The organism is Streptomyces sp. 891-h (assembly GCF_022760275.1).
Lineage (GTDB): Bacteria > Actinomycetota > Actinomycetes > Streptomycetales > Streptomycetaceae > Streptomyces > Streptomyces spirodelae.
The window spans coordinates 7,131,365-7,145,137 of record NZ_CP050693.1 but is presented as its reverse complement, the minus strand read 5'-3'; the positions used below and the strand labels follow the sequence as shown (position 1 = coordinate 7,145,137).

General features: G+C 70.8%; 20 protein-coding genes. 8 read left to right on the top strand and 12 right to left on the bottom strand.

Annotated features, from left to right (window positions below; genetic code table 11):
• Positions 1–30: 30 nt before the first annotated feature.
• The 5 genes from HC362_RS31670 to HC362_RS31650 form a co-directional block, all read right to left on the bottom strand.
• Positions 31–450, bottom strand: coding sequence for a thioesterase family protein (locus HC362_RS31670; RefSeq protein WP_243087781.1), 420 nt, complete (start codon positions 448–450; stop codon positions 31–33).
• Entirely contained in the window at positions 401–1,240 is an 840-nt protein-coding gene (locus HC362_RS31665) for an FCD domain-containing protein (RefSeq protein ID WP_243087779.1), read from the bottom strand. The genes HC362_RS31670 and HC362_RS31665 overlap by 50 nt, the downstream gene beginning before the upstream one ends.
• A gap of 59 nt (positions 1,241–1,299) precedes the next feature.
• On the bottom strand, positions 1,300–1,926 hold the full coding sequence (locus HC362_RS31660; RefSeq protein WP_243087778.1) for a bifunctional 4-hydroxy-2-oxoglutarate aldolase/2-dehydro-3-deoxy-phosphogluconate aldolase: 627 nt from the start codon (positions 1,924–1,926) through the stop codon (positions 1,300–1,302).
• A 115-nt stretch (positions 1,927–2,041) separates the two neighbouring features.
• Positions 2,042–3,034 carry a sugar kinase gene (locus tag HC362_RS31655; protein ID WP_243087776.1) on the bottom strand — a complete coding sequence of 331 codons (993 nt, stop codon included), beginning with the start codon at positions 3,032–3,034 and terminating at the stop codon, positions 2,042–2,044.
• Positions 3,035–3,188: 154 nt separating this feature from the next.
• Entirely contained in the window at positions 3,189–3,359 is a 171-nt protein-coding gene (locus HC362_RS31650; protein ID WP_243088955.1) for a hypothetical protein, read from the bottom strand.
• 75 nt (positions 3,360–3,434) lie between these two features.
• Here HC362_RS31650 and HC362_RS34965 point away from each other — a divergent pair, with 75 nt between their 5' ends.
• The 3 genes from HC362_RS34965 (at position 3,435) to HC362_RS31640 (ending at position 5,223) form a co-directional block, all read left to right on the top strand.
• The gene (locus HC362_RS34965) at positions 3,435–3,644 is read left to right on the top strand and encodes a hypothetical protein (protein WP_279240156.1); all 210 of its coding nucleotides are present in this window, start codon (positions 3,435–3,437) and stop codon (positions 3,642–3,644) included.
• A 158-nt stretch (positions 3,645–3,802) separates the two neighbouring features.
• Positions 3,803–3,931 (top strand): hypothetical protein, encoded by a 129-nt coding sequence (locus HC362_RS34960; RefSeq protein WP_267877943.1) that lies wholly within the window; start codon positions 3,803–3,805, stop codon positions 3,929–3,931.
• 557 nt (positions 3,932–4,488) lie between these two features.
• The gene (locus HC362_RS31640; RefSeq protein WP_243087774.1) at positions 4,489–5,223 is read left to right on the top strand and encodes a class I SAM-dependent methyltransferase; all 735 of its coding nucleotides are present in this window, start codon (positions 4,489–4,491) and stop codon (positions 5,221–5,223) included.
• A gap of 37 nt (positions 5,224–5,260) precedes the next feature.
• On the opposite strand, the gene HC362_RS31635 is transcribed toward HC362_RS31640, so the two are convergent.
• On the bottom strand, positions 5,261–5,653 hold the full coding sequence (locus HC362_RS31635) for a VOC family protein (protein ID WP_243087773.1): 393 nt from the start codon (positions 5,651–5,653) through the stop codon (positions 5,261–5,263).
• Between the two features lie 58 nt (positions 5,654–5,711).
• Complete coding sequence (locus tag HC362_RS31630; protein WP_243087771.1) at positions 5,712–6,440, bottom strand: alpha/beta fold hydrolase; 729 nt, start codon at positions 6,438–6,440, stop codon at positions 5,712–5,714.
• Positions 6,441–6,606: 166 nt separating this feature from the next.
• On the opposite strand from HC362_RS31630, the gene HC362_RS31625 reads away from it, so the two are divergent.
• Entirely contained in the window at positions 6,607–7,005 is a 399-nt protein-coding gene (locus HC362_RS31625; protein WP_243087770.1) for a helix-turn-helix domain-containing protein, read from the top strand.
• 61 nt (positions 7,006–7,066) lie between these two features.
• On the opposite strand, the gene HC362_RS31620 is transcribed toward HC362_RS31625, so the two are convergent.
• Positions 7,067–8,398 carry a glucarate dehydratase family protein gene (locus HC362_RS31620; protein ID WP_243087769.1) on the bottom strand — a complete coding sequence of 444 codons (1,332 nt, stop codon included), beginning with the start codon at positions 8,396–8,398 and terminating at the stop codon, positions 7,067–7,069.
• Positions 8,399–8,622: 224 nt separating this feature from the next.
• Between HC362_RS31620 and HC362_RS31615 the strand changes: the two genes are divergently transcribed.
• Both HC362_RS31615 and HC362_RS31610 read left to right on the top strand, forming a co-directional pair.
• A complete protein-coding gene (locus HC362_RS31615; RefSeq protein ID WP_243087768.1) occupies positions 8,623–8,991 on the top strand; it encodes a VOC family protein in 369 nt (122 codons plus the stop codon).
• A gap of 142 nt (positions 8,992–9,133) precedes the next feature.
• The gene (locus tag HC362_RS31610; protein WP_243087766.1) at positions 9,134–9,649 is read left to right on the top strand and encodes a hypothetical protein; all 516 of its coding nucleotides are present in this window, start codon (positions 9,134–9,136) and stop codon (positions 9,647–9,649) included.
• Positions 9,650–9,683: 34 nt separating this feature from the next.
• Here the strand turns inward: HC362_RS31610 and HC362_RS31605 are convergent, their stop codons facing one another.
• Both HC362_RS31605 and HC362_RS31600 read right to left on the bottom strand, forming a co-directional pair.
• The gene (locus tag HC362_RS31605) at positions 9,684–10,733 is read right to left on the bottom strand and encodes a helix-turn-helix domain-containing protein (protein WP_243087765.1); all 1,050 of its coding nucleotides are present in this window, start codon (positions 10,731–10,733) and stop codon (positions 9,684–9,686) included.
• A gap of 85 nt (positions 10,734–10,818) precedes the next feature.
• A complete protein-coding gene (locus HC362_RS31600; RefSeq protein WP_243087763.1) occupies positions 10,819–11,394 on the bottom strand; it encodes a CGNR zinc finger domain-containing protein in 576 nt (191 codons plus the stop codon).
• Positions 11,395–11,478: 84 nt separating this feature from the next.
• On the opposite strand from HC362_RS31600, the gene HC362_RS31595 reads away from it, so the two are divergent.
• A complete protein-coding gene (locus HC362_RS31595) occupies positions 11,479–12,237 on the top strand; it encodes a haloacid dehalogenase type II (protein WP_279240155.1) in 759 nt (252 codons plus the stop codon).
• Positions 12,238–12,267: 30 nt separating this feature from the next.
• Here the strand turns inward: HC362_RS31595 and HC362_RS31590 are convergent, their stop codons facing one another.
• The gene (locus HC362_RS31590; protein WP_243087762.1) at positions 12,268–12,774 is read right to left on the bottom strand and encodes a MarR family transcriptional regulator; all 507 of its coding nucleotides are present in this window, start codon (positions 12,772–12,774) and stop codon (positions 12,268–12,270) included.
• Positions 12,775–12,794: 20 nt separating this feature from the next.
• Between HC362_RS31590 and HC362_RS31585 the strand changes: the two genes are divergently transcribed.
• Positions 12,795–13,280 (top strand): MarR family winged helix-turn-helix transcriptional regulator, encoded by a 486-nt coding sequence (locus HC362_RS31585; RefSeq protein ID WP_243087760.1) that lies wholly within the window; start codon positions 12,795–12,797, stop codon positions 13,278–13,280.
• Positions 13,281–13,326: 46 nt separating this feature from the next.
• On the opposite strand, the gene HC362_RS31580 is transcribed toward HC362_RS31585, so the two are convergent.
• Positions 13,327–13,722, bottom strand: coding sequence for a RidA family protein (locus HC362_RS31580; protein WP_243088899.1), 396 nt, complete (start codon positions 13,720–13,722; stop codon positions 13,327–13,329).
• Between the last annotated feature and the right edge of the window lie 51 nt (positions 13,723–13,773).

The following is a 13,773-nucleotide window of genomic DNA, read 5'->3' as shown; positions in this document are numbered from 1 at the left end:
CACGACGGTCCGCCGACCATGGAATGACCGTTATGCCCCCGCTGTGGCGTCGTAGGGCTGGAAGGCCGCCCGTATGGTGTCGGGCATCGGCTTCTTCGTGCCGGTCCCGCTGTCGGTGAAGACGTGCCGCACTTCGCCCTCGGCCATGAGCCGTTCGCCGACCTTGAACCTCGGGGCCACGATCATGCTCGTCGTTCCGAGACGGGTGAGGGGCATCTCGATGTCGAGCAGCTCGTCGAAGCGCGCACCCTGGCGGTAGACGAGCCGTGCTTCGGCCACGACCAGTTCGGTGCCGCCTTCGACCAGGGAGGCGTAGCCGCCCGCGACTTCCCGCCACAGCTCTGTCAACGCCACGTCGTAGTAGAAGAGATAGTGGCCGTTGAACACCACGCCCTGCTGGTCACACTCGCTGTAGCGCACCCGCAGTCGGTGCGTGAAGAGTCGCGTCATGAGCGCGATCATAGGCGCGTGCCGGACACCGCCCGACGAGCTGGAAACGGCACCCGGCTCCACCGGCCGAGCCGGTGGAGCCGACCGCACCGGGAGCCCCGGCCGAGCCGTCTTCCAGTATCCGCTCGACCTCCCCGCGCGCGAGGACGAGGATCTCCCGCACGCACCGGGCGGCTTCCTCCGGGCGGCCGGCGGCGACGGCGTCGGCGACCTGGACGTGCTGCCGTACCGCCGATACGTCGATCTCGTCCGGCATCAGCGACAGCACGTGCCGTGACACCAGCAGTTCCGCTGTCACCTCGGCGAGCTGGGCGAACATCGCGTTGCCCGACGCCGCCGGCAGAGTGCGGTGGAAGGCGGCGTCGGCGGCGATGAACGGCTTGCCGTCGCCGGCCTGCGCGGCGTCGGCCATCTCCCTGGCGTGGACGAGAAGCGTCTCGCGGACTTCCTGGTCGGCCCCCGCGGCGGCCAGGGAAGCGGCCAGCGGCTCGACGGCGGCCCGCAGCTCGGACAGCTCGCGCAGCTGGGCCTCGCGGTACGGCGAGGCCAGCCGCCAGCGGATGACCTGGGGGTCGTACAGGTTCCACTCCGCCATGGGCCGCACGGTGATGCCCACCCGCGGGCGGCTGGTCACCAGACGGTTGGACTCCAGCACCCGCACGGCCTCGCGTGCCACGGTCCGGGAGACGCCGTAGCGTGCCTGGACGACTTCCAGGCGCAGGACTTCGCCGGCCCGGATCTCGCCCGCGGCCATCGACTCACCGATCCGGTCGACGACCTGTCCGTGCAAGCCCCTGCAGTTCCACGCTTGCTCTCTCCCTGCCTCGGCCCTGTGCTCTGTCCCAGCGGTCAGCGTGCGTCGGCGAGGCGCTTGAGCAGGGCGGTGACCCGCTCACCTGCCTCCGTGGCGCCGCCCGAGGTCAGCGCCGAGCCCATGCCGCAGGCCACAGCCCCGGCCGCGATCCACTCCGGTGCGTTGTCGATTGTCACACCTCCGGTGGGTATCAGGGGCGCCTGGGGAAGGGCGGCTCGCACATCGCGCAGCCAGGACGGGGAGACGGCTGAGGCGGGGAACAGCTTGAGCGCGTCGGCGCCGTGCTCCAGGGCGCGGACCATCTCCGTCGGTGTCGCGACACCCGGGAAGACGGGGACACCGTGGCGGTGCCCGGTGTGGATCACCTCCGGGTCGAGGTCGGGCGAGACGAGGAAGCGCGCGCCCGCGGTCACCGCCGCGCGGGCCGCGGCCGCGTCGAGGACGGTCCCGGCGCCGATGAGGGCGCCGGGCCGGGACTCGGCCAGGCGCTCGACTGCGGTCAGGGCGCAGGGGGTGGTCAGGGCCACCTCGACGGCGTGGAGGCCCGCGTCGAGTACGGCTTCGCCCGCGCTCACGGCCTCTTCGGGTGTGCGGCTGCGGACGATGCCGAACGCGCGCTGGGCGGTGACGGCCTGGACGGTTTCCCATCGGTACGGGGACATGGGGGCTCCTGCGGGGAGGGGGACGGGAGTGACGGGAGGGTGGGGAGGGATGGGACGGGGGAACGGGATGGTAGGGGACAGCGGGGATGGGCGGGGGGACAGCGGTGGACGGAATTCAACGGTGGACGGTCTCGACATCGCCGGTGAACGCCGCGAGCGCGCGGTCGAGCCGGCGGCGGTCGGGAAGGCCGTCGATGTCGGCGGCGCACTGTACGACAAGTGCGGCGACGGCTGCCGCCTCGGCCAGGGACTGCTCGTACGTACGGCCCAGCAGCCACCCGGAGTGGAGCCCGGCGGCGAAGGCGTCGCCCGCGCCCACCGGGTCGGTGACCGGTACCCGGAACGCCGGCTGCCGCCACCGGCCCTGGGCCGTACGGCAGGTCGCGGACTTGTCCCGGTGCTTGACGACGACCGTGCGCACCCCCGCCGCCAGCAGCTGGCCGGCGGTCCGCTCCGGGTCCTGACCGCGGCTCAGCAGCTCCAGTTCGTCCTCCCCGGCCAGCACCAGGTCGGCGTGGGCCAGCAGCGGGCCGACCACCGTGCGCCAGCGCTCCGGGGAGCCGAGCTTCAGGCGGACGTTCGGATCGAACGACACCGCGGCACCCGTCTCGCGCGCCGGCTCCAGCAGCCGCAGCACCGTCTCGTGCGCCGAGTCGGAGAGCATGGCCGTGATCCCGGTGACGTGCACCAGGCGCGCGCCGCGCACCGCGGCGGCGGACAGCTCACCGCCCGTCGGCCTCGAGGCGGCGGAGCCGGTGCGGTGGTACTGCACGTCGATGGCGCGGGCCGGGTGGCTGTCGCGAAGGAGCAGCCCCGTCGGGGCACTCGGGTCGACGACGGCGTGGGAGGTGTCGATGCCGTCGGAGCGCAGTTGCGCCAGCACCGCTGAGCCCGCCGGGTCGTCTCCGACCCCTCCCAGCCAGCGCGTGCGGTGGCCGAGACGGGAGAGCCCGGTGGCGACATTGGACTCAGCGCCCGCGACCGAGCGGCGGAAGGCGACGGCGTGCTCCAGCGGCACGCCGTGTTCGGCCAGCAGAAGCAGCATCGCCTCACCGTGGACGACGACTTCGGGGGCGTGTCCTGTGCCGGGGGCCGGTGCGCCGGTCATCGGACCGGCTCCGGCGCGGGTCCCGCGGACTCCGCGGGGAAAGGGTCGGTCATCCGCGGCTCCTCGTCGTGGAGTTCGGTGGCCGGAAGCGGGAGCGTACAGGTGTGCGGGGCCGGGTCCCCGGGGCGCGTAGGTGCCATGTCGGTGACCCGCCTCAGAACGCCTGTCGGGGTGGTTCGGAATCGGTCGAGCCGACGAGGAAGTCCAGGTCCACGCCGGTGTCCGCCTGGGTGACGTGCTCGGTGTAGAGGCGGACCCAGCCGCGCTCCGCTTGCGGCGCGGAGGGCCGCCACCGCGCGCGGTGCCGCGTCGCCGCGCTGGGCATCTCGCGGGCCAGCCGGTCCTGTGGTCGCTCCCCTCCCGCTTCCTGAGCGGAGTCGCGGCGGCTTCGGGCATCGCCGTGATCAACGCGGTGGGCAACCTTGGCGGCGGTCTCGGCCCGATGGGCATCGGCGTGATCGTCGACCGCACCGGCTCCCCGGCGGCCGGCCTGTGGTTCCTGGTCGCTGCCATGGCGGTCGCGGTCGTCGCCACCTTCGGCATCAAACATCTGATCGAACGCGGACCGGTGGTCGAGCCCGCACCTGCCGAGCCGGACGCGGTGCGCTGAGCAGGCCGCTGGATCCGAGATGCGTCACGCGGAACAGGGAAATAAGCTGTTATCAGCCAGGGGCTGGTACTGCCCCCGCAATCACTCCTGCCCTGCTCGGCCGATAGTCGGACGGAGACCAGAGGCAACGATTTCTGCGTCACCGAGGAGGAAGCCGTATGCGCACCTTCGCCCGTGGAACGATGCGAATGATCCGCGAAGTGCTGTACGGAATCGACACGGGAAACCGGATCAAGCACGGTATCGCTCCCGCGTCGAACGGCCAAAGCGGTGCGTCGGCACGGTGAACCGAGGAGAACGGGAGGGGAGTTCTCCCTGGTGAGGGCGGGCTCCCCGGCCCAGTGACCGCTGGGTGCGGCCAGGCTCGACGGGCCTGGCCGCACCCGGATTCGCCTCGCTTCCGGCGAGCGGGAATCGCGGCCCGAGTGCGAAGTACGCGGCTGGGGCGACCGGTTGTCGTTGCGCTGCCGATCGGCGGGCGGCGCAGACTCCACTTTCCATGGAGAGCCGTGGTTTCGTTTTCGCTCCGGCCGGAAAGTCGGGCTCGCCGACAGCGGGCTCTCACGTCCAACCGCTCGCCCTCGTGCGAGCGGGGATCGGGGTCGGCGTCGTCCCGCCCGGCGGGGCGGACGTGTGTGCGCCTGCGGTCCGCCGGATTTACGGCTCAGCGGAACGATGGTCATGCCGTTGCGGGAGACCGGCCGGGGGAACACGCGCGGATCGCCGTCGGCCGGAGCGCCGAGCACGGCATCGAGTTCGTCGTCCATCGCGGAATTGCGGTTCCGGCAAAGAATGTTGTCCATCGCGGCCGGCCCGGCCAGGTTGGGACCCGGAGGTGGTCACGATGGCCGAAGAGCCCGAGTCCGACAGCGGGCACGCCGAGGACAGCGCTGGGGACGCACAGGAGTGGGACGAGAGGTACCGCAGCCACGACCGGCTCTTCAGCGGCGCCCCCAACGCGGTGCTCGTCGCCGAAGCCGCCGGGCTGCCACCGGGGCGGGCGCTCGACGTGGGCTGCGGCGAGGGCGCCGACGCGCGCTGGCTGGCGAGCCGTGGCTGGCAGGTCACCGCGGTCGACATTTCCGCCGTCGCGCTGGAACGCGCCGCTGCCGACGCCGAGGCGGCGGGGGTGGCATCGACGGGCGTGGCGTCGACGGGCACGGAGGCGGCGGCAGGCACAGAGTCGGTGGCGGGCGCGGACGGCGCTGGTCGGGTGACGTGGACCCAGGCGGATCTCACGACGACGCCACCTCCGGCCGACGCGTTCGACCTGGTGTCCGCCCAGTACTTCCCGCTGCTGCGTCAACATCCCGGCCACACCGCGCTGCGCGGCCTCCTGGCCGCCGTCGCGCCCGGCGGCACCCTGCTGTTCGTCGGCCACGACCTCACCGACCTCCGGTCCTCCGACCACGCGAGCGAGGTCGACTTCGACGCCTACTACCAGCCCGGTGAGATCGCCGGTCTCCTCGGCGGCGACTGGACCGTCCTGGTCGACGAGACCCGCCCACGAGCAGCTCCGGCGCCAGCCGGAACCCACCACACCCACGACGTCGTCCTGCGAGCGCAGCGCGTGCGGTGACCCGCGCCAACGGTGTCGGCCGGGCGCACCGAGGGAGTCAGCCGAGGGCCGGTCCCGTATTGGGCCACACCAGCAGGCAGAACTCGTTGCCCTCGGGGTCGGCGAGCACCGTGGTCAGCACCCCGTGGTCGTCGAACGGGCCGGTGAGGAGCGTGGCGCCGCACGCGTGGAGGCGGGACAACTCCGGCTCCAGCGCGGGCACACGCAGGTCGAGATGCATCCGGTTCTTGCCCCGCTTGGGCTCGGGAACCTGCTGGAGCAGCAGCTCCGGACCGCCGCCGTCCGCCGGCGCGAGACTCACGTACGGCGGCACCGCACGGACCCTCCGGTACCCGAGCACGGCGCACCAGAACTCGGCCAGCCGGTCGTTGTCGGCGCAGTCCAGCACGAACGCGATGTCCCGGTGAACGGTCCGCTCCTCCTCAGCCATGCACCTCCCCTTCCCACCCGCCGCCTCCCGCACGCGGCGGGTGGCCCGCGGAACGCCGTCAGGAGGCGGCCTCGAGCAGGAGTCCGGCGAGTTCAGCGGGCATGGTGATCATGCAGTCGTGGCCGGTCGGCAGTTCCCACACCTGGGCCGGAGAACCGTTGGGCTGTACTGGTGGTACGGGACGCCGGGTGATGCCTTCCGGCCGGGCGCCGACGCAGTGGATGTGGGTGCGCGGTATCCCGTTCACGGCCGGGTTGTCCAGCCGGACCGGTTGTTGGAGGCAGCGCACCGGTTGGTCCGAGAGCATCGATCGCAGCCAGGCGGCGTCGGCGGGATCTGTGACTCCGAACAGGCCGAAGGGCGCCGGTTGCTCCGGCAGCGGGGGAATCCGCCAGCCGCCGTCGCTCCGCGCTGCGAGGTCGATCAGATTCTGGGTCATCGGTTGGACATCGACCGCGGTCTCGCCGTCTTCGGGAACCATCGCGTCGAGGTAGACCAGGTGCGCGATCCGTTCCGGGACCTGGTTGGCCGCGGAGGAGATGACCAGCCCCGCGTAGCTGTGTCCGACGAGCACCACGTCGCTGAGTTCCTGATCACCGATCAGCTCGACGATGTCCTCGACGTGGGTGTCGAGTCCGACCTCGGGGCTCAGCAGGTGCGCCTTGTCGCCGTAGCCGGTCAGCGACGGTGCGAACACCCGGTGTCCGGCCGTCTCCAGCAGCGGTACCACCCGCTCCCAGCATCGGCCGCTGTGCCAGGCACCGTGGACCAGCAGAAATGTCGACATGAGTGAACCGAACTTCCTTGGGGCGTGGAGGCGCGCGAAGACAGACAGTCCCCCCGCAGTTCCCTTTTGTGCCTCGGTACTCTTTGAGAACCACAACTATCGTGATGCGGTTCAGCGCATGGGGCAATAGGGCACATTTCGGTGCCCCGGTTCTCTGGAGGTAACCATGACCGCGAGGGACGACGAGGCGGAGCCGGCCCGGCAGCAGGACCCGTGCCGGACTCGCGAAGTGCTCGACATCGTCGGGGACAAGTGGTCGCTGTTGGTCGTACGCACGCTCCAGGAGGGGCCGCGCCGCTTCACCGAGCTCAAGCGGGCCATCGACGGCATCAGCCAGCGCATGCTCACCGTGACCCTGCGCAGCCTCGAACGCGACGGCATCCTGACGCGCACCGTGCACAACGTCATGCCGCCCCATGTCAGCTACGAGCTCACCCCGATGGGCAGGACGCTCCAGGAGGCCACTGCGCCGCTGCTCGAATGGAGCCATGCGTACCTGCCCCACATCGACGCCGCCCGCGCGGAATACGACGCCCGCACCGGCTCCCCGACCGGGCGGGCATGACCCGCACACCGTGGGCAGGGGTGCACCCGGGTGGCGGCCCGGCGCCGCGCCGGGCTGGTGGCTACCAGCGCGGGAGGCGCGGGGTGGTCCAGTCGGGGTCGGCAACGCGCATGGCGGCGGCGTCGTCCCGGTCGCGCAGCGTGCCGTCGTCGTCCAGCCAGCGCTGGTGGAACACGGCGAGCTTCTCCCGGTCGATTTCGACTCCGAGCCCTGGCGCTTGACCGACATCCAGGGCGCCTTCGCGGAAGGTGAGCCGTTCGGTGATGACGTCCTCGGTCTGCCAGGGGTAGTGGCTGTCGCAGGCATGCCCGAGGTTCGGCACGGTCGCTGCGACCTGGGTCATGGCGGCAAGGCTGATGCCCAGATGGGTGTTGGAGTGCATGGACAGACCGACACCGAACGTGCGGCAGACGGCCGCCAGTTCGCGGGTGTTGCGCAGTCCGCCCCAGTAGTGGTGGTCGGAGAGGACGACCTGCACGGCGTCCTTGACGAAGGCCTCACGGATCTCGCCGAAGGTGGTGACGCACATATTGGTCGCCAGCGGGACCTCTGTCTTCGCGGCGACCTCGGCCATCCCGGTGGTGCCGCTGGTCGGGTCCTCCAGATACTCCAGGACGTCACGCAGTTCCTCCGCCACGTGGAGCGAGGTGGGCACGGACCAGGCGCCGTTGGGGTCCAGCCGCAGCGGCCGGTCCGGGAAGCGTCCGGCCAGCGCGCGGACCGCGGCGATCTCCTGGTCCGGCGGGAAGACGCCGCCCTTGAGCTTGAACGAGGTGAATCCGAACGTCTCGGCGAAGCGTTCGGCCTGGGCCACCACACCGGCCGGATCGACTGCCGCGCCCCAGTCGTCGGTCTCGCCTCCCGCGCCTCGCGGATGCTGGTCCCAGCGGTAGAAGAGGTAGGCGCTGTACTCGACGCGGTCGCGCACCTTGCCGCCCAGCAGGGCGTGCACCGGGAGGCCGGCCGCCTTGCCCCAGGCGTCCAGACAGGCGACCTCGAAGCCGGAGATCACCGAGAGGCGCAGCTTGTCGGCGGTCTGTACGCCGCGCAGACCGCCGACGTCCACGGAGTTCTCGACCCGCGAGGCGTGCACGGTGATCCCGTCGGCCAGGGCGAAGAGTCCGTTCAGATCCGTGACGCTGTGTCCGACGAGCTTGTCCGCGAGCGGGCGGGCGAGTTCGAGATACTTGGTGTCGCCGTACGTCTCACCGACGCCGGTCACGCCGTCGGCCGTGACCACCTCCACGATCAGGCGCGGGGTGTACGGCTGGTGGACGCCCTGGGTGTTCAACAGCGGCGGATCCGCGACCAGGAGCGGAGTGAGCCGCACCTCGCTGATCACCAGCGACTGGGGCTTCGGCGATGTCCGGGACTCCTGTGGGTTCTGCGGCATGATGCGGCCCTCACGAGGTCGAATCGGATGGTCGGTGGTGCCTGGTGCCTGGTGCCTGACGCCTGAAGTCGGCGGGTCCGTCCGGCCCGGACCGAGTCGCCCGGTCCAGGTCCGCTGTCGTCCCCCTATAAAAATCGTGTCCATGTATACGAATGGACGTTAAGTAGGTGAACGGTCGACGTCAATAGGCCCGCGGCCGACGAAGTGAACGGCAGAATCGGCGCATGGTGCGAGTCGGATCTGTAGTGCTGGGCGTCTCGGACGTGCCGCGTGCGGCCGCGTTCTGGATGGAGGCCCTGGGGTACGTGCCGCGAGAAGAACCGGAAGACGACTGGGTGGTGCTGGTCCCGAAGGACGGGACGGGGGTGCAACTGTCGCTCGGCCTGAGTCGAACGCCACCGCGGGAGCATCCACGGACCCATCTGGACCTCTACGCCGAAAGCGCGGCCGACCAGGCCGCCGAGGTCGAGCGGCTCGTCTCGCTCGGTGCGCAGCGCGTCGAGTGGGACCTGTATCCGGACGACGCCGACTTCGTCGTGCTCGCCGATCCGGAGGGCAACCGCTTCTGCGTCATCGACACGGGGCGCAACTGACGCGGGCGGCAGGCTCACGCGCCTCAACGGTTCCGTTTTCGCGCGTTTGATTGCGTTTTCATCGAATGTTGCGTCTGCCCGATGGGGGAGCGCCCACGATGGGTCGCGCAGAGTTCACCGTCGGATTCTCGGAGGGGCATAGATGCAGATCCGTCGAAAGGTAGTGGGGCTCGTCGCGGGGGTGGGAGTGGCCGCCGGCACGATGCTGGCGACGGTGCCGGCACAGGCGCAGGCGCCCGACTCGGTTCAGGCCACCGGTTCAGCTGAGCGAGGGGGGAGCGGCCAAAGGGTGACGGCACCGCCGGCTCCGGACAACGAGCGGGCGAGCGCGAGGATCACGGCCACCTCACCGAAGATATCGCCGTCCGCCAGCTACAAGCACGTGGCCTCTGGCGGTTCGTACACCTGCGACTACGGGAACCTGTGCACCCCGGTATGGGACCCCACGGTCGGTAAGTGGAAGGTGTTCTTCCTCTACTACTGCAACACCTACTCGCTGTCCTACTGGAACGGCAACGGCGCCTTCTCCAACAACCAGACCACCGACACGAAGGCGTACTTCTACAACTCGAGCGGCGGTACCATCCGCACCTCGACCGCGCCCGACCGCAACCGCTCGATCGACTGGGACCCGGTCTGGAAGATCAAGAACTGCTGACCTCCCCGCCATGAGTGAGTGCTCGCCTCGACGGTCAGGTCGGGGCGAGCACTTCGTCACGCGCCCCTGCTCTCTTCGCGTCCCACCCGGTGCCGCTGACCGCGCCGTTGAGCAGTGCCTCCCCCAGCGCCGTCCGCCGATGCAGCACACGGTGCCCGTCCCGGAAGGAGCTGACCAGCCCCGCTTCGCGCAGCACCGCGGCGTGCCGGCTTGCGCTGGCCGGCGAGAGCACCAGCGTGGCGGCGATCCCGCTGGTGGACATGGGTCGGCCGAGCAACTCCAGCACCAGGGTCCGGGTGAGCCCGAGCAGTCGGTGCAGCCGCGCCTCAGGGCCAGGGTCCTCCTCGGCCTCCGCCAGCCAGCCGGGCGCCGGCGGAATCGGATAGACCAGCACCGGAGGGAACTCGGGCGCGGCCAGGGTGACGGGCCACCGGGCGCAGAAGAACGACGGGATCAGCGTCAGCGGGCGACCGTTCAACCCCAGGCTCCGGCCGAAGGGGTAGCCGCATTCGAGGCGTCCGTCGCGCCAGGTCAGCTCCGGCTGATAGCTGGCCAGCAGCCCCTCGGCGCCCTCGGCCAGCGCCGAGCCCGCGCGCGCCGACCGGTCGGAGCTGACGGCGCGGTCGATGGCGGCCTTGTACGGCGCCACCGCCACCGCGTGATAGCGGCGTATCGCTGCCCCCAGCCGATGCAGCACTTCGCTCCCCCCTTCGGCGAGCCGACGGGCGCCCGTCGGCATCGGCCGGTCCTGGTGGAGCTTGGCGATCTCCTGCCCCAGTCGCCGCCTGGGTGTGGAGAGCACCGCGTCCAGTCCGGCATCCGGGTCGGGATTGCCGAGGTCGGGGGTGAGAAAGTCCGGAAAGAACGGGGCGCAGGGGCACAACTCCATCAGCGCCCGGGTGGTCCGGATGAGCCCCGACCGCGCCAGCCTCTCGCGGACCTGCTGACGCCAGGGGTCGAAAATCAGCGCCGAGTGCCGGTTCTGAAGTAACTGCAGGCTGAGTACCACATCCCACATGAAGTCGCTGTCCCCCGCCAGCCGCAGCCGGTTGAGGTCGTCCGTGCCGAAGTCGATCCGCAGCATGTCCCGCACTTCCCCCCGGTCATACGTCCCCCGTGACATACCGCTGTGACAGACGGAGAGGCGACAACGGTGGTTCCAGGAGAAGTCAGGACGGCCGAAAGTCGCGGTCGTCACCCTCGGCCGTGGTCGAAGCTCGTCTGCGCGCCCGGTAGGCGGCGGCCTTGACGCGGTTGCCGCACTCGTCCATCCCGCACCAGGTGCGCCGGGCGCCGCGTGAGCGGTCGAGGTAGAGGCGCGTGCAGTCGGGGCGACCGCACTCCTTGAGGCAGGCAGCGGGGTCGGCGAGTGCGGCGATACCGCTTCTGGCCAGGTGTGACAGGACTGACCGCAGGTCGCCCGAGATACGCAGCCCCGCGTGGCCGAGCTCGACCGTGGGCACCGGCCCGGCCGCCGCGGCGTTGACGATCTCGAGGTCGCCCGGGGCGAAGGGGCGGCCGAGCAGGCGGTCGAGGGCGAGCCGGTAGACCGCCTCCCGTAGCGCCAGCGCCGACTCGAAGCCCGCGGTGTCGACAGACACATGAGCGGGGAGCTCGTCGCACTGGGCCACCCACCGCTCCAAGTCGGCGGGCCCGCACAGGAGATCGATGGGCTCGCCTCGACGAGACCCCACGGTACCGGCCAGATCGAGGGCTGGGTTGCCGCTCACAAACGCGAAATCCACGTCACCATCTTGACCGGTGACGCACCCGGAGGCAAGACTCGTCACCTGTTGAACCGGTGACGCCGGTGGAAGACGGGAGAGACCATGGCCGAGATCCAGGACACCGATACCGACATCGACACGGAGACCGGTGCTGACGCCAGTGCCCCCATCAGCACGGACGTCGGCATCGACGTCGTCGTCTTCGACGTGCTGGGGACCATGGTCGACGAACCAGGCGGGCTCCGAACCGAAATCCGCGACGCGGTGCCAGGGTCCGACGACGCGCTTGTCGAGGAACTGCTCGCCATCTGGCAGCAGCACAGCGAGCGCGAGCAGCAGCGGATCACGGAAGGCCACCGCGCCTACGCCGGCACCGAGACCATCGACCGAGAGGCCGCCCGGCGAGTGGCCGACCGTGCCGGGATCACCGACCCGGCGACCGTCGCCCGACTGGCCACAGCCGGCCGCCGCCTGCCTCCCTGGGATGACTCCGTCGCCGGTCTCGCGCAACTCGCGGGCCACTTCCCCGTCGTCGGACTCTCCAACGCCGCCCGCACCGCGCTCCTGCAGCTCAACGCCTACGCCGGGCTGCGCTGGCACCAGGCCCTGTCCGCCGAGGCCGTATCGGCCTACAAGCCGGCGCCGGAGGTCTACCGGCTCGCCCTCGACACCGCCGGATGCCCGCCCGAACGCGTCCTCATGGTCGCCGCCCACGCCTGGGACCTGCGCGGAGCCCAGGCCCTGGGGATGCGGACCGCCTACGTCCGGCGACCGGTCGGTGACCCGCCGACGGACTCCGACACCTTCGACTGGCGATTCGACGGACTGCACGAACTGGTCAGCGCTCTGACAGCGAAGTAGCCGGTCCCACGCGGACGAGCCCGTCCGGAGTCAGCGAACAGCGTCCGCTCCTGCCGCGAGATCGGCTTCCACGTTCGCCGCCATGACGGAGAGGTTCCGCACCGTCTGCTCGTACTGCTCAGGCGTGAGCTCCCCGAGGACTACAGCACGGGAGCGGGCGATCCGGTCCGCGGCCTGGGCATGCACCGCACGCCCGGAGGCCGTGAGCTCCACGGTGTGCCCGTCGGCGCGCGTCCACCCACGGGCGGCGAGGCCGTCGTGGCCGTCCAGCACCTGCGCCAGGTCCGGCTCGCCGTCGCGCCAGAACGGAGCGAGGACCTCGGCCAGTTCCTCGCGGGGCACGGCGCCCCGGCTGAGCGTGTGGAGAACCTGCCAGTGCCGCCGGGCGAGTCCGAGGTCCCCGAGTACGACGTCGAACTGCCGCTCCAGCAGGTCGTGCAGGTGCATGAGCCAGTAGCCGATGGGCTTGGGCGCGTCCATACCGAATCTCCCGCCGTCCGAGCGTTCCATGTACTTTAACATGTACTTGCTGTTCATTATGGAGATTGGGAGACTCGGTGGACACCCCTGATACGGATGTCGCGGCGCTGGAGGCCGCGGTCGTCGCGCTGCGCCGGAGCCAGAAGCGGCGAGCACTGGCCCGGCTGTCGGAGCGACGCGGTGAGCGCATCGGCCCCTGCGCCGACCTGCCGGACGCGGTCGTGGAGTTGCTCGACACGGTCGCCGCAGAGGCGGCGCGGGGCGATGCGCTCACCGTCACGCAAGCGGCCGCGGCCCTCGGCGTCGACCAGCCGCGCGCCAGCAGACTCACCGCGCAGGCCCTGGACGCCGGGCTGCTGTGCCGCCGGGCGGATCAGCGGGACGGACGGCGCTCGCTCCTGGACCTCACCCCGGAAGGGCAGGCGGTGCTCGACCGCGTACGCGACTTCCGACGCCGCGTCATCGCAGAGGCCGTGGGCGACTGGCCCGACGAGGAGCGCGGTGAACTCGCCCGGCTCCTCGCCCGCTTCGTCCGGGACTTCTCCGTGGTGACGGGCTCTTGAGCCGCCGACTCCGAGCCGGCCCTACGGAGGGCGGGCCGGTGCGGTGTCACGCCACGGCGGTTCCCTCCAGCTCGACCAGCTGGCCCGGCAGCGCCAGCCGTGTCACCCCGAGCATCGTGGTGGTGGGTGCCACCCCGGCGGCGCCCAACCGCGAAGCCAGCACGCCGTAGTGCGGGAACAGCAGATCGACGTCGGTGGTGTAGACGTTGAGCCGGACGAGGTTCGCGAGGGTCATCCCGGCCTCGCCGAGCACGGCCTCCAGATTGTCGAGGCTCAGCGCCAACTGTGCGGCCATGTCACCGTCGTGCTGGGGCTTGCCGTCGCCGCTCATCGCGGTCTGCCCTGAGCAGTAGAGGGTCCGGGTGTGCCCGGAGACGATCTCGCCCTGGTTGAACCCCATCTCCACCGACCACGTCACCGGGTTGACTGCCGTTCGTTCCACTGCCATATCAGCTCCGTTGGATTCATCGAGTACGTACGTCCAGCTGTGCGG